The 21,158-nt window shown below is 56.2% G+C and carries 23 protein-coding genes; 21 read left to right on the forward strand and 2 right to left on the reverse strand.

What is annotated here, in order from left to right:
- Nucleotides 1–180 precede the first annotated feature (180 nt).
- The 18 genes from maeB to eutR all read left to right on the forward strand — a co-directional run bounded on the left by maeB (nt 181) and on the right by eutR (nt 17,489).
- Entirely contained in the window at nt 181–2,460 is a 2,280-nt protein-coding gene (maeB, locus tag FDX04_RS15540) for an NADP-dependent oxaloacetate-decarboxylating malate dehydrogenase (RefSeq protein ID WP_042306893.1), read from the forward strand.
- A 159-nt stretch (nt 2,461–2,619) separates the two neighbouring features.
- Nucleotides 2,620–2,955: an ethanolamine utilization microcompartment protein EutS gene (eutS, locus tag FDX04_RS15545; RefSeq protein ID WP_003037995.1), complete on the forward strand. Its 336-nt coding sequence runs from the start codon at nt 2,620–2,622 to the stop codon at nt 2,953–2,955.
- Nucleotides 2,956–2,967: 12 nt separating this feature from the next.
- Entirely contained in the window at nt 2,968–3,447 is a 480-nt protein-coding gene (gene eutP, locus FDX04_RS15550) for an ethanolamine utilization acetate kinase EutP (protein WP_003037998.1), read from the forward strand.
- Entirely contained in the window at nt 3,425–4,129 is a 705-nt protein-coding gene (eutQ, locus tag FDX04_RS15555) for an ethanolamine utilization acetate kinase EutQ (RefSeq protein ID WP_137371188.1), read from the forward strand. The genes eutP and eutQ overlap by 23 nt, the downstream gene beginning before the upstream one ends.
- Before the next feature lie 9 nt (nt 4,130–4,138).
- Complete coding sequence (gene eutT / locus FDX04_RS15560; RefSeq protein WP_137360597.1) at nt 4,139–4,942, forward strand: ethanolamine utilization cob(I)yrinic acid a,c-diamide adenosyltransferase EutT; 804 nt, start codon at nt 4,139–4,141, stop codon at nt 4,940–4,942.
- Nucleotides 4,939–5,955 carry a phosphate acetyltransferase gene (gene pta / locus FDX04_RS15565; RefSeq protein WP_137360598.1) on the forward strand — a complete coding sequence of 339 codons (1,017 nt, stop codon included), beginning with the start codon at nt 4,939–4,941 and terminating at the stop codon, nt 5,953–5,955. Before eutT ends, pta begins: the two co-directional genes overlap by 4 nt.
- Before the next feature lie 40 nt (nt 5,956–5,995).
- Nucleotides 5,996–6,289 carry an ethanolamine utilization microcompartment protein EutM gene (gene eutM / locus FDX04_RS15570; RefSeq protein ID WP_003835054.1) on the forward strand — a complete coding sequence of 98 codons (294 nt, stop codon included), beginning with the start codon at nt 5,996–5,998 and terminating at the stop codon, nt 6,287–6,289.
- A 114-nt stretch (nt 6,290–6,403) separates the two neighbouring features.
- A complete protein-coding gene (gene eutN / locus FDX04_RS15575) occupies nt 6,404–6,691 on the forward strand; it encodes an ethanolamine utilization microcompartment protein EutN (protein ID WP_003038011.1) in 288 nt (95 codons plus the stop codon).
- Between the two features lie 11 nt (nt 6,692–6,702).
- Entirely contained in the window at nt 6,703–8,106 is a 1,404-nt protein-coding gene (locus tag FDX04_RS15580; RefSeq protein WP_137360599.1) for an aldehyde dehydrogenase family protein, read from the forward strand.
- 12 nt (nt 8,107–8,118) lie between these two features.
- The gene (eutJ, locus tag FDX04_RS15585) at nt 8,119–8,958 is read left to right on the forward strand and encodes an ethanolamine utilization protein EutJ (protein WP_137360600.1); all 840 of its coding nucleotides are present in this window, start codon (nt 8,119–8,121) and stop codon (nt 8,956–8,958) included.
- Nucleotides 8,948–10,135, forward strand: a complete 1,188-nt coding sequence (eutG, locus tag FDX04_RS15590; RefSeq protein WP_137360601.1) for an ethanolamine utilization ethanol dehydrogenase EutG — start codon at nt 8,948–8,950, stop codon at nt 10,133–10,135. Before eutJ ends, eutG begins: the two co-directional genes overlap by 11 nt.
- Before the next feature lie 119 nt (nt 10,136–10,254).
- Nucleotides 10,255–11,487, forward strand: a complete 1,233-nt coding sequence (eutH, locus tag FDX04_RS15595; RefSeq protein WP_137360602.1) for an ethanolamine utilization protein EutH — start codon at nt 10,255–10,257, stop codon at nt 11,485–11,487.
- Nucleotides 11,484–12,887 (forward strand): ethanolamine ammonia-lyase reactivating factor EutA, encoded by a 1,404-nt coding sequence (eutA, locus tag FDX04_RS15600; RefSeq protein ID WP_137360603.1) that lies wholly within the window; start codon nt 11,484–11,486, stop codon nt 12,885–12,887. Before eutH ends, eutA begins: the two co-directional genes overlap by 4 nt.
- A gap of 11 nt (nt 12,888–12,898) precedes the next feature.
- A complete protein-coding gene (eutB, locus tag FDX04_RS15605) occupies nt 12,899–14,260 on the forward strand; it encodes an ethanolamine ammonia-lyase subunit alpha (RefSeq protein WP_003038029.1) in 1,362 nt (453 codons plus the stop codon).
- A 20-nt stretch (nt 14,261–14,280) separates the two neighbouring features.
- Nucleotides 14,281–15,177, forward strand: a complete 897-nt coding sequence (gene eutC, locus FDX04_RS15610) for an ethanolamine ammonia-lyase subunit EutC (protein ID WP_137360604.1) — start codon at nt 14,281–14,283, stop codon at nt 15,175–15,177.
- Between the two features lie 9 nt (nt 15,178–15,186).
- Nucleotides 15,187–15,846: an ethanolamine utilization microcompartment protein EutL gene (eutL, locus tag FDX04_RS15615; protein WP_003838537.1), complete on the forward strand. Its 660-nt coding sequence runs from the start codon at nt 15,187–15,189 to the stop codon at nt 15,844–15,846.
- Between the two features lie 11 nt (nt 15,847–15,857).
- The gene (gene eutK, locus FDX04_RS15620) at nt 15,858–16,388 is read left to right on the forward strand and encodes an ethanolamine utilization microcompartment protein EutK (RefSeq protein WP_042306913.1); all 531 of its coding nucleotides are present in this window, start codon (nt 15,858–15,860) and stop codon (nt 16,386–16,388) included.
- A gap of 48 nt (nt 16,389–16,436) precedes the next feature.
- Nucleotides 16,437–17,489 carry an HTH-type transcriptional regulator EutR gene (gene eutR, locus FDX04_RS15625; protein ID WP_079223204.1) on the forward strand — a complete coding sequence of 351 codons (1,053 nt, stop codon included), beginning with the start codon at nt 16,437–16,439 and terminating at the stop codon, nt 17,487–17,489.
- An 84-nt stretch (nt 17,490–17,573) separates the two neighbouring features.
- On the opposite strand, the gene hemF is transcribed toward eutR, so the two are convergent.
- Complete coding sequence (gene hemF / locus FDX04_RS15630) at nt 17,574–18,473, reverse strand: oxygen-dependent coproporphyrinogen oxidase (RefSeq protein ID WP_137360605.1); 900 nt, start codon at nt 18,471–18,473, stop codon at nt 17,574–17,576.
- A gap of 2 nt (nt 18,474–18,475) precedes the next feature.
- Entirely contained in the window at nt 18,476–19,345 is an 870-nt protein-coding gene (gene amiA, locus FDX04_RS15635) for an N-acetylmuramoyl-L-alanine amidase AmiA (protein WP_137360606.1), read from the reverse strand.
- Between the two features lie 212 nt (nt 19,346–19,557).
- On the opposite strand from amiA, the gene FDX04_RS15640 reads away from it, so the two are divergent.
- Genes FDX04_RS15640 through FDX04_RS15650 form a run of 3 tightly spaced genes read left to right on the forward strand, consistent with a single transcriptional unit; the run spans nt 19,558 to nt 21,054 of the window.
- Nucleotides 19,558–19,983 (forward strand): GNAT family acetyltransferase, encoded by a 426-nt coding sequence (locus FDX04_RS15640; RefSeq protein WP_006683546.1) that lies wholly within the window; start codon nt 19,558–19,560, stop codon nt 19,981–19,983.
- On the forward strand, nt 19,970–20,419 hold the full coding sequence (locus FDX04_RS15645; RefSeq protein ID WP_079223208.1) for a DUF2919 domain-containing protein: 450 nt from the start codon (nt 19,970–19,972) through the stop codon (nt 20,417–20,419). The genes FDX04_RS15640 and FDX04_RS15645 overlap by 14 nt, the downstream gene beginning before the upstream one ends.
- Before the next feature lie 59 nt (nt 20,420–20,478).
- Entirely contained in the window at nt 20,479–21,054 is a 576-nt protein-coding gene (locus FDX04_RS15650; RefSeq protein ID WP_061382172.1) for an RpoE-regulated lipoprotein, read from the forward strand.
- The last annotated feature ends 104 nt before the right edge of the window (nt 21,055–21,158 follow it).

Here is a 21,158-nt window from a genome sequence, read left to right on the forward strand (position 1 = left end):
ATGGCATTGCTGGATTAAGCAGGTAACATGGCTGTTATAAGTTGATAACAAATTCTTTCTTTGAATGGCGAGAGTTTGGGGACCTTCAAAGTTTGGGCCGCTGACTGAGGTGATAATGTGCGGCTCGTAGCATGGTTACCCGCGCCACTTTTTTGATCGACACGTGAAAGGAACAACAAGATGGATGACCAGTTAAAACAAAGCGCCCTCGATTTCCACGAATTTCCAGTACCAGGTAAAATTCAGGTTTCTCCGACCAAGCCTCTTGCAACACAGCGCGATCTTGCTCTGGCCTACTCGCCAGGCGTTGCAGCGCCGTGTCTGGAAATTGAAAAGGACCCGCTGGCGGCCTACAAATACACCGCGCGCGGCAACCTGGTTGCGGTTATCTCCAACGGTACGGCGGTGCTGGGCCTGGGCAATATCGGCGCACTGGCTGGCAAACCGGTGATGGAAGGTAAAGGCGTTCTGTTTAAGAAATTCGCCGGGATTGACGTGTTCGATATCGAAGTGGATGAGCTTGATCCGGATAAATTTATCAATGTCGTGGCGGCTCTGGAGCCAACATTTGGCGGCATCAACCTCGAAGATATCAAAGCGCCGGAGTGCTTCTACATTGAGCAAAAACTGCGCGAGCGCATGAATATTCCGGTATTCCATGATGATCAGCACGGCACGGCGATCATCAGCACCGCCGCAATTCTGAACGGTCTGCGGGTGGTGGAGAAGAACATATCTGACGTACGCATGGTGGTGTCCGGCGCAGGTGCGGCGGCGATTGCCTGTATGAACCTGCTGGTGGCGCTGGGGATGCAGAAACACAATATTGTGGTCTGCGACTCCAAAGGCGTGATTTACAAAGACCGCGAACCGAACATGGCGGAGACCAAAGCGGCTTACGCGGTAGTGGATGACGGCAAACGTACGCTGGATGACGTGATTGACGGCGCAGACATTTTCCTCGGCTGTTCCGGCCCGAAAGTGCTGACCCAGGAAATGGTCAAGAAGATGGCGCGTGCGCCAATGATCCTGGCACTCGCCAACCCGGAACCGGAAATCCTGCCGCCGCTGGCAAAAGAGGTGCGTTCCGACGCCATCATTTGCACCGGTCGTTCTGACTACCCGAACCAGGTTAACAACGTCCTGTGCTTCCCGTTCATCTTCCGCGGTGCGCTGGATGTCGGCGCTACCGCCATCAACGAAGAGATGAAACTGGCTGCAGTACACGCGATTGCTGAGCTGGCGCACGCCGAGCAGAGCGAAGTGGTGGCCTCTGCCTATGGCGATCAGGACCTGAGCTTTGGCCCGGAATACATCATTCCGAAACCGTTCGACCCACGTCTGATCGTCAAAATCGCCCCAGCGGTAGCAAAAGCGGCGATGGACTCCGGTGTGGCGACGCGTCCGATTGCTGACTTTGACGCTTATATCGATAAGCTGACCGAATTTGTCTACAAAACCAACCTGTTCATGAAGCCGATTTTCTCCCAGGCACGTAAAGCGCCGAAGCGCGTGGTGCTGACGGAAGGGGAAGAGGCGCGTGTGCTGCATGCGACTCAGGAGCTGATCACCTTAGGTCTGGCGAAGCCGATCCTGATTGGTCGTCCGAGCGTGATCGAAATGCGTATCCAGAAACTGGGGCTGCAGATCAAAGCCGGTGTCGATTTTGAAATCGTTAACAATGAGTCCGATCCGCGCTTTAAAGAGTACTGGAGCGAGTACTACCAGATCATGAAGCGCCGTGGTATTACCCAGGAGCAGGCGCAGCGTGCGGTGATTGCCAATACCACGGTGATCGGTGCGATCATGGTGCAGCGCGGTGAAGCGGATGCAATGATCTGCGGTACGATTGGCGACTATCATGAGCACTTCAGCGTAGTTAAAGAGGTGTTTGGTTACCGCGAAGGCGTGCATACGGCCGGAGCGATGAACGCTTTGCTGCTGCCAAGCGGTAACACCTTTATCGCCGACACCTACGTCAACGATGACCCTACGCCGGAGCAACTGGCTGAAATCGCCGTGATGGCGGCAGAAACCGTACGTCGCTTTGGTATTGAACCGAAGGTGGCATTACTGTCGCATTCCAACTTTGGCTCATCAAACTGTCCGTCGGCCAGCAAAATGCGTGAAGCACTGGCGCTGATTAAGGCGCGTGCGCCAGAATTGATGATTGACGGTGAAATGCACGGTGATGCCGCGCTGGTGGAAAGTATCCGTAATGACCGTATGCCGGACAGCCCGTTGAAAGGCTCAGCGAATATTCTGGTGATGCCGAATATGGAGGCTGCTCGTATTAGTTACAACTTACTACGTGTTTCCAGCTCCGAAGGCGTAACGGTCGGCCCAGTGCTGATGGGGGTAGCGAAACCGGTTCACGTATTAACGCAGATCGCCTCTGTTCGTCGTATCGTTAATATGGTGGCGCTGGCCGTTGTAGAAGCTCAAACACAGCCGCTGTAATTTCACTTTAATTATTTCTGGCGCGGGTACCTCCCGCGCCTTTTTATTTTCCTTTTCTTAGTGATCCACTTCACCTTTTAAACCTGGTTGCCGAATTTTGTTATTTACTCTGACAAAAAATTGCCACGATGAGGGCAGTTTTAGCGGAGGCGGTGAGCAATGGAAAAAGAACGCATCATTCAGGAATTTGTGCCGGGGAAACAGGTCACGCTGGCGCATCTCATTGCGCACCCTGGCGAAGAACTGGCGAAAAAGATCGGCGTTCCCGAAGCAGGCGCTATCGGCATTATGACGCTGACGCCAGGCGAAACCGCGATGATAGCCGGTGATTTAGCCATGAAAGCGGCGGATGTACATATCGGCTTTCTCGATAGATTCAGCGGGGCACTGGTGATTTATGGCTCGGTAGGCGCGGTAGAAGAAGCGTTATTACAGACGGTGAGCGGTCTGGGTCGGTTATTAAATTTCACTTTGTGCAACCTGACAAAAAGTTAATCAGAGGCGGCGATGAAACGTATTGCGTTTGTCGGTACGGTGGGCGCGGGGAAAACAACGCTCTTTAATGCGCTACAGGGGAATTATTCCCTCGCCAGAAAAACACAGGCCGTTGAGTTTAATGAAAATGGCGATATCGATACGCCAGGAGAATATTTTAGCCATCCGCGCTGGTACCACGCCTTAATTACCACGCTGCAGGATGTCGATACGTTGATTTATATACACGCGGCAAATGATAAAGAAAGTCGCTTACCTGCCGGGCTGTTGGATATCGGCGCCAGTAAACGACAAATCGCCGTTATCAGCAAAACGGACATGCCGGATGCCGACGTCGCCGCAACGCGACAACTACTTCGCGGGATGGGGTTTCAGGAGCCGATTTTCGAGCTCAATAGCCATGACCCGCGCAGCGTGCAGCACCTGGTGGATTATCTGACTGAGCTCAGCCAAAAGGAGGAAAGGGCAGGTGAAAAAACTCATCACAGCTAACGATATTCGTGCGGCCCACGCACGCGGCGAACAGGAAATGTCGGTTGTTCTGCGCGCCAGCATCATCACCCCGGAGGCACGCGAAGTGGCGGAGCTGCTGGGTGTCACTATCCGTGAATGCGACGAATCTGCGCCAACTGCCGCCGCTGTTGCACCGGTTGCGGTGGATGATGGCAAAACGGAGAGCCAGCGCATTCGTGAAACCATCATTGCGCAATTGCCCGAAGGACAATTTACCGAAAGCCTGGTCGCGCAGCTGATGGACAAAGTCATGAAGGAGAAACAGTCGCTGGAGCAGGGCGGAATGCAGCCGAGCTTTAAATCGGTCACCGGCAAAGGCGGCGTCAAAGTCATCGACGGTAGCAGCGTGAAGTTTGGGCGTTTTGACGGCGCACAACCACACTGCGTTGGCTTAACCGATCTGGTGACCGACCAGGACGGTAGCAGCATGGCCGCCGGGTTCATGCAGTGGGATAACGCCTTTTTCCCATGGACGCTGAACTACGACGAAATCGACATGATTCTGGAAGGCGAGCTGCACGTTCGCCACGAAGGTGAAACCATGATTGCTAAAGCCGGGGACGTCATGTTTATCCCGAAAGGCTCCAGCATTGAATTTGGTACGCCATCGACGGTGAAGTTTCTGTATGTGGCCTGGCCTGCGAACTGGCAGTCCTGCTAAGGCGGATGTATGAAGGATTTCATTACCGAAGCATGGCTCAGAGCGAACCATACGCTCAGCGAAGGGGCTGAAATTCATCTCCCCGCTGACGCTCGCCTGACGCCGTCTGCCCGGGAATTACTGGAAAGCCGACATCTGCGCATTAAGTTTATCGACGAGCAGGGCAGCCTGTTTATTGATGACGAACAACAGCAGCCGCAGCCGGTGCATGGTTTAACCAGCAGCGATACCCATCCACAGGCCAGCTGCGAACTGTGTCATCAACCGGTGGCGAAGAAACCAGACACGCTGACGCATCTGACGGCTGACAAGATGGTGGCCAAAAGTGATCCACGTCTGGGATTTCGCGCCGCGCTGGACAGCACCATCGCGCTGGCCGTGTGGTTGCAGATCGATCTGGCGGAACCGTGGCAGCCGTGGCTGGCGGATATCCGTTCGCGCCTGGGCAATATTATGCGCGCCGATGCTATGGACGAGCCGCTGGCAGCACAAGCTATCGTCGGTTTGAGCGACGAAGATTTACACCGGCTTTCACATCATCCGCTGCGCTATCTGGATCACGATCATCTGGTGCCTGAGGCCAGCCACGGACGTGATTGCGCGCTGTTGAATCTGCTGCGTACCAAAGTCCGTGAAACGGAGACGGTGGCGGCTCAGGTCTTCATTACCCGCAGTTTTGAAGTTATACGACCGGACATTATGCAGGCGCTCAATCGCCTTTCCAGTACGGTCTACGTGATGATGATTCTGAGCGTGGCGAAACATCCGCTGACGGTTAGCCAAATTCAACAGCGACTGGGGGAGAAGCCATGATCATCGAACGTGCTCGTCAACTCGCCCAACGCTCACCTGCATGGGTGGTGTTCCCGGATGCGCTGGATGTCCGGGTGCTGAAAGCGGCGAATTATTTGCATCAGCACGGTCTGGCGCACCCCATTCTCGTCGCCAGCCCATTTGCCTTGCGCCAGTTTGCTCTCAGCCATCGGGTGGCGCTGGATGGTATTCAGGTTATCGATCCGCAAAGCAATCTGGCAATGCGCGAAGAGTTTGCGCTGCGCTGGCTGGCCCGCGCGGGAGATAAAACGCCTGCGGATGCGCTGGAAAAACTTAACGATCCGCTGATGTTCGCCGCGGCAATGGTCAGCGCGGGGAAAGCTGACGTCTGTATTGCCGGCAATCTGTCGTCAACAGCAAACGTGCTGCGCGCCGGGTTACGCATTATTGGGCTACAGCCGGGCTGTAAAACGCTGTCGTCGATTTTTCTGATGCTGCCGCAGTATCTCGGACCGTCATTAGGCTTTGCCGATTGCAGCGTCGTACCCCAGCCCACCGCTGCACAGCTGGCGGATATTGCGATTGCCAGCGCGCAGACCTGGCAGGCAATTACCGGTGAAGAGCCGCGCGTGGCCATGCTGTCGTTTTCAAGTAATGGCAGTGCCCGTCACCCCAACGTCGCTAACGTGCAGCAGGCCACGGAGATCGTTCGTGAACGTGCGCCGCAGCTTATCGTGGATGGTGAACTGCAATTTGATGCCGCCTTTGTTCCGGATGTCGCCGCGCAAAAAGCGCCTGCAAGTCCGTTAAAGGGCAATGCCAATGTGATGGTCTTCCCATCGCTTGAAGCAGGCAATATTGGTTACAAAATCGCCCAGCGTTTGGGAGGGTATCGTGCAGTCGGGCCGCTGATCCAGGGGCTTGCCGCACCGCTTCATGACCTCTCTCGCGGCTGTAGCGTACAGGAAATTATCGAACTGGCGTTGGTGGCAGCAGTGCCGCGCCAGACTGACGTGAGTCGTGAAAACGCCTCGCACACACTGGTTGTATAAGGTCCCGTTCTGGACCCCTTTGACTTAAGAGGAAAGCATAATGGAAGCATTAGGAATGATTGAAACCCGGGGCCTGGTTGCACTGATTGAGGCTTCTGACGCAATGGTTAAAGCGGCACGCGTGAAACTGGTTGGCGTGAAGCAGATCGGTGGCGGTCTGGTCACTGCCATGGTCCGTGGCGACGTAGCGGCATGCAAAGCTGCAACGGACGCAGGTGCTGCGGCTGCACAGCGTATTGGCGAGCTGGTTTCCGTACATGTGATCCCGCGTCCGCATGGCGATCTGGAAGAAGTGTTCCCGATCAGCTTTAAAGGCGACAGCAACGACATGTAAGTCGTCCATGTGACGCCACAGACTGTATTGCTGGCGTCACCCTCTCTCCTTTTCACATTACCTTCTGCGGAGGGTAGGGGGAGGTTTTACCTGAAATATGCCACGGAGGCGCGTATGAAACTGGCAATCGTCACAGGACAAATTGTTTGTACCGTACGCCATCAGGGGCTCGCGCACGACAAGTTGCTGATGGTGGAAATGATTGATGCCCAGGGTAATCCCGATGGGCAATGTGCTGTTGCTATCGACAGCATCGGGGCGGGAACCGGAGAGTGGGTGCTGCTGGTCAGCGGAAGCTCAGCCCGTCAGGCGCACCGGAATGAATCATCACCTGTCGATCTGTGCGTGATTGGCATTGTCGATGAAGTGGTGGCAGGTGGTCAGGTGATCTTCCATAAATAAGGCAGAAAATCATGAATCAACAGGATATTGAACAGGTCGTGAAAGCGGTACTGCTAAAAATGAAAGACAGCAGCCAACCGGTCAGTGCCGTTCAAGAAATGGGCGTTTTTGCCTCCCTGGATGACGCAGTGGCGGCAGCAAAACTGGCCCAGCAAGGGCTGAAAAGCGTTGCCATGCGCCAACTGGCTATCGCGGCGCTACGTGAGGTGGGCGAAAAGCACGCCAGAGAATTAGCAGAACTTGCCGTCACAGAAACCGGCATGGGACGCGTTGAGGATAAATTTGCCAAAAACGTGGCGCAGGCGCGCGGCACGCCGGGAGTGGAATGCCTGTCTCCACAGGTCCTGACCGGCGATAACGGCCTGACGCTGATTGAAAACGCGCCGTGGGGCGTGGTGGCCTCGGTGACACCGTCCACCAACCCGGCCGCGACCGTTATTAACAACGCCATCAGCCTGATCGCCGCTGGCAACAGCGTGGTCTTCGCGCCGCATCCGGCAGCGAAAAAAGTTTCTCAGCGCGCCATCACCCTGCTTAACCAGGCGATCGTTGCCGCAGGTGGCCCGGCAAACCTGCTGGTCACCGTTGCCAATCCGGATATCGAAACCGCCCAGCGCCTGTTCAAGTACCCAGGCATCGGCCTGCTGGTCGTCACCGGTGGCGAAGCCGTAGTAGATGCCGCGCGTAAACACACCAACAAACGTCTGATTGCCGCCGGTGCGGGTAACCCGCCGGTGGTGGTGGATGAAACGGCCGACCTGGCGCGCGCGGCGCAGTCGATCGTCAAAGGCGCGTCGTTTGACAACAACATTATCTGCGCCGACGAAAAAGTGCTGATTGTGGTCGACAGCGTCGCCGATGAGCTGATGCGTCTGATGGAAAGCCAGCATGCGGTGAAACTGACCGCGGCTCAGGCCGAACAGCTGCAACCAGTGCTGCTGAAAAATATCGATGAGCGCGGTAAAGGCACGGTCAGCCGTGACTGGGTAGGGCGCGATGCCGGAAAAATCGCTGCGGCGATTGGTCTGAACGTACCGGAGCAAACCCGGCTGTTATTCGTCGAAACCTCCGCGACGCATCCGTTTGCCGTCACCGAACTGATGATGCCGGTTCTGCCGGTCGTGCGGGTCGCTAACGTCGATGAAGCTATTGAACTGGCGGTCAAGCTTGAAGGCGGCTGCCACCATACGGCGGCAATGCACTCACGCAATATCGACAACATGAACCGCATGGCAAACGCCATTGATACCAGCATTTTCGTTAAGAACGGGCCGTGTATTGCCGGTCTGGGACTCGGCGGCGAAGGCTGGACCACGATGACCATTACCACGCCAACCGGGGAAGGGGTAACCAGCGCGCGTACGTTTGTACGTCTGCGTCGCTGCGTGTTGGTGGACGTCTTCAGAATTGTATAAGGAGTAAAAGAGATGGCGCACGACGAACAACGTTGGCTGACACCCAGGCTGCAAAAAGCGGCCACGCTTTGTAACCAGACGCCCGCAAAGAGCGAATCACCGCTATGGCTGGGCGTTGATTTGGGGACGTGTGATGTGGTGTCGATGGTTGTCGACGGTGACGGACAGCCGGTAGCGGTTTGCCTCGACTGGGCTGATGTCGTGCGTGATGGCATCGTCTGGGATTTCTTCGGTGCGGTGACCATTGTTCGTCGCCATCTCGATACGCTTGAACAACAGCTGGGTTGCCGCTTTACCCATGCGGCAACCTCATTTCCACCGGGAACGGACCCACGTATCTCCATCAACGTGCTGGAGTCAGCCGGGCTTGAAGTGAGTCATGTGCTCGACGAGCCGACCGCCGTGGCGGATCTGTTGCAGCTCGATAACGCTGGCGTGGTGGATATTGGTGGCGGTACCACCGGGATTGCCATTGTTAAACAGGGCAAAGTGACATATTCCGCCGATGAAGCGACCGGTGGGCATCACATTTCTCTGACGCTGGCCGGGAACCGCCGTATCCAACTGGAAGAAGCCGAACAGTATAAACGTAGCAACGGTCAGGAAATCTGGCCGGTGGTTAAGCCTGTCTACGAAAAAATGGCGGAAATCGTGGCTCACCATATAGCCGGACAGGGCGTCACCGATTTATGGCTGGCCGGCGGTTCCTGTATGCAGCCGGGCGTGGATGAGCTGTTCCGTAAGCGCTTCCCGGAACTGCAGGTGCATTTACCTCAGCACAGCCTGTTTATGACCCCGCTGGCGATTGCCAACAGCGGAAAAGAAAAAGCGGAAGGAATCTATGCAAGCTGAATTGCAGACCGCGCTCTTTCAGGCATTCGACACCCTGAATCTGCAACGCGTTAAAACGTTTAGCGTTCCACCGGTCACCCTTTGCGGATTGGGAGCGCTCAGTACCTGCGGTCAGGAAGCACAAACGCGCGGACTGACGCACATGTTCGTCATGGTAGACAGCTTTCTGCATCAGGCGGGGATGACCGCTGCGCTGGAACGCAGTCTGGCGATGAAAGGCGTGGCGATGACGCTGTGGCCGTGCCCGGTGGGCGAACCGTGCATTACGGATGTCTGCGCCGCGGTCGCGCAACTGCGTGAATCGAAGTGCGACGGCGTGGTGGCCTTTGGCGGTGGCTCCGTACTGGATGCCGCTAAAGCAGTAGCGTTGCTGGTGACTAATCCCACGCAGACCCTGGCTGACATGGATGAGCGCAGCGCGTTACGTCCGCGTTTGCCGCTGATTGCCGTACCAACTACCGCCGGAACGGGGTCGGAAACCACTAACGTCACGGTGATTATCGACGCCGCGACCGGACTTAAAAAAGTGCTGGCGCATGCGTCGCTGATGCCGGATGTGGCGATTCTTGACGCCGCGCTAACGGAAGGTGTGCCTGCGCACGTCACGGCGATGACCGGGATTGATGCGCTGACGCATGCCGTTGAAGCGTACAGCGCCCTGAACGCGACACCGTTTACCGACAGCCTGGCGATTGGCGCGATTGCGATGATCGGTAAATCGCTGCCGAAGGCCGTTGGCTATGGGCAGGATCTGGCGGCGCGGGAAAGCATGCTGCTGGCCTCCTGTATGGCCGGGATGGCGTTTTCCAGCGCGGGGCTGGGCCTGTGCCATGCGATGGCCCACCAGCCGGGTGCGACGTTGCACATTCCGCACGGGCAGGCTAACGCCATGCTGCTGCCCACGGTAATGGGGTTCAACCGCATGGTGTGTCACGAACGCTTCAGCCATATCGGACGGGCGTTAACCAACAAGAAGTCGGACGATCGCGATGCCATCAACGCCGTCAGCGAGCTGATTAGCGAAGTGGGCCAGACCAGACGGCTCTCCGATGTTGGGGCAAAGCCCGAGCATTACAGCGCATGGGCTGACGCCGCGCTGGAGGATATTTGTATTCGCAGTAACCCACGCACCGCCACACAGGCACAGATTATCGACCTGTACGCGGCTGCTGGGTAATGCCTGTAGGCCGGATAAGGTGCTCGCACCGCCATCCGGCAATAACACGGCGTTAATGCCGGAGGCGACGTAAACGTCTTATCCGGCCTACAAATCACAAATGACAGGGAGTAGGGGCTATGGGAATTAACGAAATCATCATGTACATCATGATGTTCTTTATGCTGATTGCCGCCGTGGACAGGATCCTGTCGCAGTTTGGCGGTTCAGCGCGCTTCCTCGGTAAGTTCGGTAAGAGTATTGAGGGATCGGGCGGTCAGTTTGAAGAAGGTTTTATGGCGATGGGCGCGTTGGGCCTGGCGATGGTCGGTATGACCGCGCTGGCGCCGGTACTGGCGCATGTGCTCGGTCCGGTGATTATTCCGCTGTACGAAATGCTGGGCGCGAACCCGTCGATGTTTGCCGGAACGCTGCTGGCGTGCGACATGGGCGGCTTCTTCCTGGCAAAAGAACTGGCGGGCGGCGACGTTGCGGCGTGGCTGTACTCTGGCCTGATCCTGGGGGCGATGATGGGGCCAACGCTGGTGTTCTCCATTCCGGTTGCGCTGGGGATTATTGAACCGTCTGACCGTCGTTATCTGGCGCTGGGCGTGCTGGCCGGGATCGTCACCATTCCGATTGGCTGTATCGCGGGTGGTTTGGTCGCGATGTACTCCGGCGTCGAAATCAACGGTCAACCGGTGGAGTTCACCTTCGCGCTGATCCTGATGAACATGATCCCGGTGCTGATCGTGGCTGTGCTGGTGGCGCTGGGTCTGAAATTCATCCCGGAAAAAATGATCAACGGCTTCCAGATCTTCGCGAAATTCCTGGTGGCGTTAATCACCCTCGGTCTGGCGGCGGCGGTAATTAAGTTCCTGCTCGGCTGGGAGCTGATTCCGGGTCTTGATCCCATCTTTATGGCGCCGGGCGACAAGCCGGGTGAAGTGATGCGCGCCATCGAAGTTATCGGCTCTATCTCCTGCGTGCTGCTTGGTGCGTACCCGATGGTGCTCCTGCTGACCCGCTGGTTTGAAAAACCGCTGATGAGCGTCGGTAACCTGTTAAAAGTCAATAACATTGCGGCCGCAGGCATGGTCGCGACGCTGGCGAACAACATCCCAATGTTCGGCATGATGAAGAATATGGATACCCGCGGCAAAGTGATCAACTGCGCCTTTGCGGTCTCTGCGGCCTTCGCCCTGGGTGACCACTTAGGTTTCGCCGCTGCCAACATGAACGCCATGATCTTCCCGATGATTGTCGGCAAGCTGATTGGCGGCGTAACGGCGATTGGTGTGGCTATGCTGTTGGTACCGAAAGATGAAAACGTGCCAGCAGAAGTTGAAACCAACCCGGAGGCGCAATCGTGAATACTCGCCAGCTACTGAGCGTCGGTATTGATATCGGCACCACCACCACTCAGGTGATCTTTTCGCGCCTTGAGCTGGTTAACCGTGCGGCGGTGTCGCAGGTGCCGCGCTATGAATTCATCAAACGCGAAATTAGCTGGCAAAGCCCGGTGTTCTTCACGCCTGTTGATAAGCAGGGCGGGTTGAAAGAGGCCGAACTTAAAGCACTGATCCTGGCCCAGTATCAGGCGGCAGGCATCGCGCCTGAGAGTGTTGATTCCGGGGCGATCATCATTACCGGAGAAAGCGCCAAAACCCGCAACGCCCGCCCGGCGGTAATGACGCTCTCCCAGTCGCTGGGGGACTTCGTGGTTGCCAGCGCTGGTCCGCATCTGGAGTCGGTGATCGCCGGTCACGGTGCGGGCGCACAAACGCTGTCTGAGCAGAAGTTATGCCGTGTACTGAATATCGACATCGGTGGCGGGACGTCGAACTACGTGCTGTTCGACGCCGGAAAAGTCAGCGGTTCGGCCTGCCTGAACGTGGGGGGGCGACTACTGGAAACCGACGGCCAGGGGCGCGTGGTGCATGCGCACCAGCCGGGACAGATGATTGTTGATGACGTATTTGGTCCGGACTTTGACGCCCGAACGCTCAACGCCGCACAGCTGGTCCAGGTAGCAAGGCGCATGGCGGCGCTGATTGTGGAGGTGATTGACGGCACGCTTTCACCTTTGGCACAGGCGCTGATGCAAACCGGTCCGCTGCCTGCGGGCGTGAAACCGGAAGTGATTACGTTGTCCGGCGGGGTGGGCGAGTGCTACCGCAACCAACCTGCCGATCCGTTCTGTTTTTCCGACATTGGTCCGCTGCTCGCCACGGCGTTGCATGAACATCCGCGCCTGCGTGAGATGAACGTGCAGTTCCCGGCGCAAACCGTGCGCGCCACGGTGATTGGCGCCGGGGCGCATACGCTGTCGCTTTCTGGCAGCACCATCTGGCTGGAAGGCGTGGCGCTTCCGCTGCGCAATCTGCCGGTGGCGATTCCGGTTGATGAGGCTGATTTGGTGGCCGCCTGGCAACAGGCGTTGATGCAGCTCGATCTGGATCCGCAAACGGACGCCTACGTGCTGGCGCTGCCCGGTTCGCTACCGGTGCGCTACGCAGCGCTGTTAACGGTAATTGATGCGCTGCTGGCCTTTGTCGCGCGCTATCCGAATCCGCATCCCCTGCTGGTGGTAGCCGAGCAGGATTTTGGTAAAGCCCTGGGCATGCTGTTACGCCCACAGTTACAGCAACACCCGCTGGCGGTCATCGATGAGGTGGTTGTCCGGGCGGGGGACTATATCGACATTGGTACGCCTCTTTTTGGCGGATCGGTTGTGCCGGTGACGGTGAAATCACTCGCATTTCCTTCCTGAGGGAACGACTTATGAAACTAAAGACCACATTGTTCGGCAATGTTTATCAGTTTAAGGATGTTAAAGAGGTGCTGGCTAAAGCCAACGAACTGCGTTCGGGGGATGTGCTGGCAGGGGTAGCTGCAACCAGTTCGCAGGAACGCGTGGCGGCCAAGCAGGTGCTGTCGGAAATGACGGTAGCGGATATCCGTAATAACCCGGTGATTTCCTATGAAGAGGACTGCGTGACGCGTCTGATTCAGGATGACGTCAACGAAACGGCCTATAACCGTATCAAAAACTGGAGTATCAGTGAGCTGCGCGAGTACGTGCTGAGCGATGAAACCTCCGTTGATGACATTGCGTTTACGCGCAAAGGGTTAACGTCGGAAGTGGTCGCTGCGGTAGCAAAAATCTGCTCTAACGCGGACCTGATCTACGGCGGTAAGAAAATGCCGGTGATCAAAAAGGCCAATACCACCATCGGTCTACCGGGCACCTTCAGCTGCCGTTTACAGCCGAACGACACCCGTGATGACGTGCAGAGTATTGCCGCACAAATCTACGAAGGGCTGTCCTTCGGGGCGGGCGATGCGGTGATTGGTGTAAACCCGGTAACGGATGACGTGGAAAACTTAAGCCGCGTACTGGATACCGTGTACGGCGTTATCGATAAATTCAACATTCCGACCCAGGGCTGCGTACTGGCGCACGTTACCACCCAGATTGAAGCGATTCGTCGCGGCGCGCCGGGGGGGCTTATCTTCCAGAGTATCTGTGGTAGCGAAAAAGGCTTAAAAGAGTTTGGCGTGGAGCTGGCAATGCTGGATGAAGCGCGCGCCGTGGGCGCTGAATTCAACCGTATTGCCGGGGAAAACTGCCTGTACTTCGAAACCGGACAAGGTTCTGCACTCTCCGCTGGCGCTAACTTCGGCGCCGATCAGGTGACAATGGAAGCGCGTAACTACGGGCTGGCGCGGCACTACGATCCGTTCCTCGTGAACACCGTCGTGGGCTTTATCGGGCCGGAGTATCTCTACAATGACCGTCAGATCATTCGTGCGGGTCTGGAAGATCACTTCATGGGCAAGCTGAGCGGCATCTCAATGGGCTGTGACTGCTGCTACACCAACCATGCTGATGCTGACCAGAACCTTAACGAAAACCTGATGATTTTGCTCGCCACCGCTGGCTGCAACTACATCATGGGCATGCCGCTCGGCGACGACATCATGCTCAACTATCAGACCACCGCATTCCACGATACCGCGACCGTGCGCCAGTTGCTGAACCTGCGCCCGTCGCCGGAGTTTGAACGCTGGCTGGAAACCATGGGCATTATGGCAAACGGTCGCCTGACCAAACGGGCGGGCGATCCGTCACTGTTCTTCTGATGATGCGGGGATGAAACACGATGGATCAAAAACAGATTGAAGAAATTGTACGCAGCGTAATGGCGTCAATGGGTGAGTCTCAACCGCAGGCTCAAGAACCGTCAGCACCAGCAAAATGCAGCACTACGCAGTGCGCCGCGCCGACTGGTGAAAGCTGTGCGATGGACTTAGGCTCAGCCGAAGCTAAAGCGTGGATAGGCGTTGAGAATCCGCACCGCGCAGAGGTGTTGACTGAACTGCGGCGCAGTACCGCGGCGCGTGTATGTACCGGGCGCGCTGGTCCTCGTCCGCGCACCCAGGCGTTACTGCGCTTCCTGGCCGACCACTCGCGTTCGAAAGATACGGTATTGAAAGAAGTGCCGGAAGAGTGGGTAAAAGCGCAAGGGCTGCTGGAAGTACGCTCGGAAATCAGCGACAAAAACCTGTATCTGACGCGCCCGGATCTGGGCCGTCGTCTGAGTGCGGAAGCCATTGAAGCGCTGAAATCGCAGTGTGTAATGAACCCGGATGTGCAGGTGATTATCTCTGATGGCTTGTCTACCGACGCTATCACCGCCAACTACGAAGAGATTCTGCCGCCGCTGTTGTCAGGCTTAAAACAGGCCGGACTGAAGGTCGGGACCCCGTTCTTCGTTCGCTATGGTCGCGTGAAAATCGAAGATCAGATCGGCGAGCTGCTGGGTGCGAAAGCGGTGATCCTGCTGGTGGGTGAACGTCCGGGCCTCGGCCAGTCGGAAAGTCTCTCCTGCTACGCCGTCTATTCGCCGCGCGTGGCGACGACCGTAGAAGCTGACCGTACCTGTATCTCGAACATTCACCAGGGCGGTACGCCACCGGTTGAAGCAGCGGCGGTGATTGTGGATTTGGCCAAGCGCATGCTGGAGCAAAAAGCCTCCGGCATCAATATGACCCGTTAAGGAGGCATCATGCCAGCATTAGATTTGATTAGACCTTCAGTCACCGCAATGCGCGTGATTGCCTCGGTAAATGACGGTTTTGCCCGTGAGCTTAAATTACCGCCACATATACGTAGCCTCGGACTCATCACAGCAGATTCTGATGACGTGGCGTATATTGCCGCAGACGAAGCGACAAAACAGGCGATGGTGGAAGTGGTTTATGGCCGCTCGCTGTATGCCGGTGCGGCGCATAGTCCCTCTCCAACCTCGGGCGAAGTACTGATTATGCTCGGTGGACCCAACCCGGCTGAAGTTCGCGCGGGTCTGGACGCGATGGTCGCCAATATTGAAAGCGGTGCAGCGTTCCAGTGGGCGAATGACGCAGAAGATACCGCCTTCCTGGCGCACGTGGTTTCGCGTACCGGTTCGTATCTTTCCGCGACCGCAGGATGCCGACTTGGCGATCCAATGGCGTATCTGGTGGCGCCGCCGCTGGAAGCGACGTTTGGTATTGATGCGGCGCTGAAATCTGCTGATGTACAACTGGTGACCTACGTGCCACCGCCGTCAGAAACCAACTATTCAGCCGCGTTTTTGACCGGTAGCCAGGCCGCTTGTAAAGCCGCATGTAACGCCTTTGCTGATGCCGTTCTGGATATTGCCCGTAATCCAATCCAGCGCGCGTAAGAGAGGTTGTGATGATCAATGCACTGGGATTACTGGAAGTGGATGGCATGGTGGCTGCCGTAGACGCGGCGGATGCCATGCTGAAAGCCGCGAACGTACGCCTGCTGAGCCACGAAGTGCTCGATCCTGGCAGGCTGACGCTGGTGGTGGAAGGCGATCTGGCGGCGTGCCGCGCAGCGCTGGATGCCGGCAGCGCCGCCGCAGCGCGTACGGGCCGTGTTATCAGCCGTAAGGAGATAGGCCGACCGGACGATGACACCCAGTGGCTGATCGGCGGTTTTAAGCGCCAGCCGAAGAAACCAGAACAGAAGCCAGAAGTGAAAACAGACGTAAAAGCAGAGAAGACACAGGACGCCCCGTTAACGTCTGAATCCTCTGAACAACTTCTGACGCTGTTAGCATCGGTCCGTCAAGGAATGACGGCAGGGGAAGTGGCTGCCCACTTTGGCTGGTCACTTGATGAAGCCAGAAAGGCGCTGGAACAGCTCTTTTCTGACGGAGCGTTGCGTAAACGCAGTAGTCGCTATCGCTTAAAAAATTAACCTGTCGGAGGGCCGGGGGCTTCGTTGAAGCTTCCGGCTTAAAAGATCATGAAAAAGAACCGTACTGCAAACCTGCACCATCTTTATCATGAAGTGTTACCCGAAGACGTTAAACTTACGCCGAAAGTGGAGGTGGACAACGTTCACCAGCGGCGAACAACGGATGTATATGAGCATGCGCTGACGATTACCGCCTGGCAGCAGATTTACGATCAGCTGCATCCGGGAAAATTTCATGGCGAGTTCACGGAAATCCTGCTCGACGATATTCAGGTTTTCCGTGAATACACCGGACTCGCGCTGCGCCAGTCGTGTCTTGTCTGGCCGAACTCGTTCTGGTTTGGCATTCCGGCCACGCGCGGCGAACAGGGGTTTATTGGCGCCCAATGTCTGGGCAGTGCTGAAATTGCCACCCGACCTGGCGGGACGGAGTTTGAACTGAGTACGCCGGATGATTACACCATTCTGGGGGTTGTCATTTCGGAAGAGGCGATTGCCCGTCAGGCCAACTTCCTGCATAACCCGGAAAGGGTGCTGCATATGCTGCGCAACCAGTCGGCGCTGGAAGTCAAAGAACAGCACAAAGCCGCGCTATGGGGCTTTGTGCAGCAGGCGCTGGCAACGTTTAGCGAAAATCCAGAAAACCTGCGTCAACCTGCGGTACGCAAAGTGTTGGGCGATAACCTGCTGCTGGCGATGGGGACCATGCTGGAAGAAGCGCAGCCGATTATAACCGCTGAGAGCATCAGCCATCAGAGCTATCGTCGTTTGCTGTCGCGTGCGCGCGAGTATGTGTTGGAAAACATGTCAGAGCCGCTGACCGTGCTCGATCTGTGTAACCAACTGCACGTCAGCCGTCGGACGTTGCAAAACGCCTTTCACGCGATCCTGGGGATTGGTCCGAATGCCTGGTTAAAACGTATTCGCCTGAACGCCGTGCGTCGCGAGCTGATAAGTCCGTGGTCGCAGAGTGTGACGGTGAAAGATGCCGCCATGCAGTGGGGGTTCTGGCATTTAGGGCAGTTTGCTACCGACTACCAGCAGTTGTTTGCGGAAAAACCGTCGTTGACGCTGCATCAGCGTATGCGGCAGTGGGCATGATAAGATTATGGTGCCGGATGTGACGCTTTGCGTCTTATCCGGCCTACGGGTTGTAGGCCTGATAAGCGTCGCGCCATCAGGCAATTACACCCAGTCGCGGACCTGAATAAATTCGCTAAGGGCAGCTTCCGGGCTGTTCGCTTCCGGCTGCCAGTCATACTCCCAGCGCACCAGCGGCGGCATCGACATCAGAATCGATTCCGTGCGCCCACCGGTCTGCAGACCGAACAATGTGCCGCGATCCCACACCAGGTTAAATTCGACATAGCGCCCGCGACGATAAAGCTGGAAGCTGCGCTCGCGTTCACCCCAATTTATCGCTTTACGTCGCTCAACAATGGGCAGGTACGCCTCGGTGTAACCTTGCCCCACCGCCTGCATAAAGGCGAAACAGTGGTCGAAACCCGGCGTATTCAAATCATCGAAAAACAGCCCGCCAATGCCGCGCTGCTCGTTGCGATGTTTAAGGAAGAAGTAGTCATCGCACCACTTTTTGTAACGGGGATAAATGTCTTCACCGAACGGCTGACACAGATCCCGCGCCGTACGGTGCCAGTGTACCGCATCCTCTTCAAAGCCGTAGTAGGGCGTTAAGTCAAAGCCGCCGCCAAACCACCAGACGGGGTCGGCGTCCGGTTTTTCCGCGATAAAAAAGCGCACGTTGGCATGACTGGTCGGAATGTAGGGATTCTGCGGATGCACCACCAGCGAGACGCCCATGGCTTCAAAGCTGCGCCCGGCAAGTTCAGGTCGATGGGCGGTAGCCGAGGCCGGCATCGCATCGCCGTGGACGTGAGAGAAGTTGACGCCCGCTTGCTCGAAAATACCGCCGTTACGCAGCACCCGGCTGCGCCCGCCGCCGCCCGCCTCGCGCTGCCAGTTATCTTCAACAAACTCGGTGCCGTCTACGGCGGATAACTGCTGGCAAATCTCGTCCTGCAGGCTAAGCAGGAACTGTTTTACGCGCTGTGCATCGGGCTTCATGATTAACGTTTCTTCGAGTGTGCTTTCTGGTTATCAAACCAGTGGAAATAGCTGATGATGCCATTGGCGATAGCGGTAGCAATTTTTTGTCGAAATGCCGCCGTGCCCAGCAGTCGTTCTTCTTCCAGGTTGGTAATGAACGACGTTTCGACCAGTACCGAAGGAATTGAGGGTGATTTTAGCACCACGAAGGCGGCCTGTTCCGTGCTGCGACTGTGCAGACGGTGTACCGGCTTGATCTTCTTAAGAATATGCGAACCTAACGTCAGGCTGTTTTTAATGGTATCGGTTTGCACCAGATCGAACAGCACCTGCTGCAACAAGTGATCTTTATCGGTGGTTTTTTTTCCGGCGACTTCATCGGCGCGGTTTTCGCGATCGGACAGATACTTCGCCATAGCGCTACTGGCTCCGCGATTGGACAACGCGAAGACCGATGCGCCCGCAGCGCTCGGGTTGGTAAAACCGTCGGCGTGGATCGACATAAACAGATCGGCCCCGTGTTTGTGGGCGATCTCGACGCGATCGTAGAGCGGAATAAACGTATCGCCGGAACGGGTCAGGCGTGCATCAATTCCCTGATTGCGAAGAATCGAGCGCACGTTTTTGGCAATCGCTAGTACCACATGTTTTTCCTTGGAACCGTTGCGGCCAATTGCGCCGGTATCAATACCACCGTGACCCGGATCAAGGACAACCACGCGTTTAGCGCCTGATTTTTTCGCTTTCGGTTTGCTGTGTCCATTACTGGTTTTTAGCGCTTCTTCTTTAGCGATGGCTTGCGACATGCCTGACAGCGTCAGGGCGGCCAGCCCGGCTTTCAGCACCTGGCGGCGCGATGTGAGTGTTTTTAGTGGTTTAAAAGTGCTCATACGGCCTGAGTTGTAAAAAAAAGGTTCTAAACGTTATATCGTATCGCGTAGTCCGTTGCGACGGATCGGGATAATAATTGTTTTACTTTTCATTTCAATACGTGACAATTCCGTATTATGCCATTTTTTCCGCCGCTTCGCGTCAGATATTGGCTAAATCAGCCGTTCGCGCCATAATCGCTTTTTAACGTCCTGAAAAGGTAACCAATACCATGGAAATACGCGTTTTTCGCCAGGAAGATTTCGAAGAGGTGATCACCCTCTGGGAGCGCTGTGATTTGCTGCGTCCATGGAATGACCCGGAAATGGACATTGAGCGTAAAGTAAATCATGACGTCAGCTTGTTCCTGGTCGCTGAAGTGAACGGCGAGGTGGTCGGTACGGTGATGGGCGGATACGACGGGCATCGCGGCTCGGCCTATTACCTCGGCGTGCATCCTGAGTTCCGCGGTCGCGGCATCGCCAATGCGCTGCTTAACCGACTGGAGAAAAAGCTCATCGCCCGCGGGTGCCCGAAGATTCAAATCATGGTACGTGAAGATAATGATCTGGTGCTGGGGATGTATGAACGCCTGGGCTATGAACATGCGGATGTACTCAATCTCGGTAAGCGCTTGATCGAAGATGAAGAGTACTGAGTTTCACCCCGCCGACTATGACGGTCACGGGCGTCTGCGCCTGCCTTTTCTTTTCTGGTGCGTACTGCTGCTGCAGGCGCGCACCTGGGTGTTGTTCGTGATTGCCGGTTCTTCCCGTGAGCAGGGCAATACGCTACTGAATCTGTTTTATCCCGACCATGACGCATTCTGGCTGGGGTTGCTCCCCGGCGTTCCCGCGGTGCTGGCGTTTTTACTCAGCGGGCGGCGCTTTGCGTATCCGGGGGTATGGCGCTGGCTGCGCGGATTACTGATTCTCGCGCAACTGGTACTGCTCTGCTGGCAACCGGCGATGTGGCTGGCAGGCGATCCTGTCAACGGCATCGGACTGGCGCTGCTGGTGGCGGATATCGTCGCGCTGGTCTGGCTGTTAACCAATCAACGTCTGCGCGCCTGTTTTTCCCTTGAGAAAGAATAACGGCACTTTTTGGTGAAAGCGGACTCCAAGCAACGTTGATAAATAAGGAAGGAAGTGAAATGAAATCACTGCGTTTGACTTTATGCGCGATGCCGCTGCTACTGACCGGGTGTTCCACGCTGTCGTCGGTGAACTGGTCTGCCGCCAATCCGTGGAACTGGTTCGGTTCTTCAACGCAGGTCACTGAGCAGGGCGTCGGCGCGTTAACGGGCGCTACGCCGCTGGATGAAAAAACTATTGCTGATGCGCTGGATGGTGATTACCGCCTGCGCAGCGGGATGAAGACCGATGACGGTAATGTAGTGCGTTTCTTTGAAGCGATGAAAGATGACCAACTGGCAATGGTTATCAATGGCAGTCAGGGAACCATCAGCCGTATTGATGTCCTGGACAGCGATATTTCATCAGACGCGGGTGTCGAAATCGGTACACCGTTTAGCGACCTTTACACTAAAGCCTTTGGTAACTGCCAAAAAGCAACCGGCGATGACAGCGCGAGCGTTGAATGTAAAGCTGAAGGAAGTCAGCATATTAGCTACATTTTTTCCGGCGAATGGAGCGGGCCTGAGGGCTTAATGCCTTCGGACGACACGCTGAAAACGTGGAAAGTCAGCAAAATCATCTGGCGGCGTTAATTTGCGTCTGAACAAATCGACTTGCTAAAAAAACAGGTAGAATAGCGCCAATCAATGCCACGAGGTCGTGGCATCTTTTTGTGCACAGAAAACCCCCAGCTAGG

The organism is Citrobacter sp. wls615 (assembly GCF_005281355.1).
GTDB classification, from domain to species: Bacteria; Pseudomonadota; Gammaproteobacteria; order Enterobacterales; family Enterobacteriaceae; genus Citrobacter; species Citrobacter werkmanii.

Excerpts from the sequence above, each read along its gene's own strand:
- maeB (WP_042306893.1), top strand. The coding sequence starts at position 181 with ATGGATGACCAGTTAAAACAAAGCGCCCTCGATTTCCACGAATTTCCA.
- eutS (WP_003037995.1), top strand. The coding sequence starts at position 2,620 with ATGGAAAAAGAACGCATCATTCAGGAATTTGTGCCGGGGAAACAGGTC.
- eutP (WP_003037998.1), top strand. The coding sequence starts at position 2,968 with ATGAAACGTATTGCGTTTGTCGGTACGGTGGGCGCGGGGAAAACAACG.
- eutT (WP_137360597.1), top strand. The coding sequence starts at position 4,139 with ATGAAGGATTTCATTACCGAAGCATGGCTCAGAGCGAACCATACGCTC.
- pta (WP_137360598.1), top strand. The coding sequence starts at position 4,939 with ATGATCATCGAACGTGCTCGTCAACTCGCCCAACGCTCACCTGCATGG.
- eutM (WP_003835054.1), top strand. The coding sequence starts at position 5,996 with ATGGAAGCATTAGGAATGATTGAAACCCGGGGCCTGGTTGCACTGATT.
- eutN (WP_003038011.1), top strand. The coding sequence starts at position 6,404 with ATGAAACTGGCAATCGTCACAGGACAAATTGTTTGTACCGTACGCCAT.
- FDX04_RS15580 (WP_137360599.1), top strand. The coding sequence starts at position 6,703 with ATGAATCAACAGGATATTGAACAGGTCGTGAAAGCGGTACTGCTAAAA.
- eutJ (WP_137360600.1), top strand. The coding sequence starts at position 8,119 with ATGGCGCACGACGAACAACGTTGGCTGACACCCAGGCTGCAAAAAGCG.
- eutG (WP_137360601.1), top strand. The coding sequence starts at position 8,948 with ATGCAAGCTGAATTGCAGACCGCGCTCTTTCAGGCATTCGACACCCTG.
- eutH (WP_137360602.1), top strand. The coding sequence starts at position 10,255 with ATGGGAATTAACGAAATCATCATGTACATCATGATGTTCTTTATGCTG.
- eutB (WP_003038029.1), top strand. The coding sequence starts at position 12,899 with ATGAAACTAAAGACCACATTGTTCGGCAATGTTTATCAGTTTAAGGAT.
- eutC (WP_137360604.1), top strand. The coding sequence starts at position 14,281 with ATGGATCAAAAACAGATTGAAGAAATTGTACGCAGCGTAATGGCGTCA.
- eutL (WP_003838537.1), top strand. The coding sequence starts at position 15,187 with ATGCCAGCATTAGATTTGATTAGACCTTCAGTCACCGCAATGCGCGTG.
- eutK (WP_042306913.1), top strand. The coding sequence starts at position 15,858 with ATGATCAATGCACTGGGATTACTGGAAGTGGATGGCATGGTGGCTGCC.
- eutR (WP_079223204.1), top strand. The coding sequence starts at position 16,437 with ATGAAAAAGAACCGTACTGCAAACCTGCACCATCTTTATCATGAAGTG.
- hemF (WP_137360605.1), bottom strand. The coding sequence starts at position 18,473 with ATGAAGCCCGATGCACAGCGCGTAAAACAGTTCCTGCTTAGCCTGCAG.
- amiA (WP_137360606.1), bottom strand. The coding sequence starts at position 19,345 with ATGAGCACTTTTAAACCACTAAAAACACTCACATCGCGCCGCCAGGTG.
- FDX04_RS15640 (WP_006683546.1), top strand. The coding sequence starts at position 19,558 with ATGGAAATACGCGTTTTTCGCCAGGAAGATTTCGAAGAGGTGATCACC.
- FDX04_RS15645 (WP_079223208.1), top strand. The coding sequence starts at position 19,970 with ATGAAGAGTACTGAGTTTCACCCCGCCGACTATGACGGTCACGGGCGT.
- FDX04_RS15650 (WP_061382172.1), top strand. The coding sequence starts at position 20,479 with ATGAAATCACTGCGTTTGACTTTATGCGCGATGCCGCTGCTACTGACC.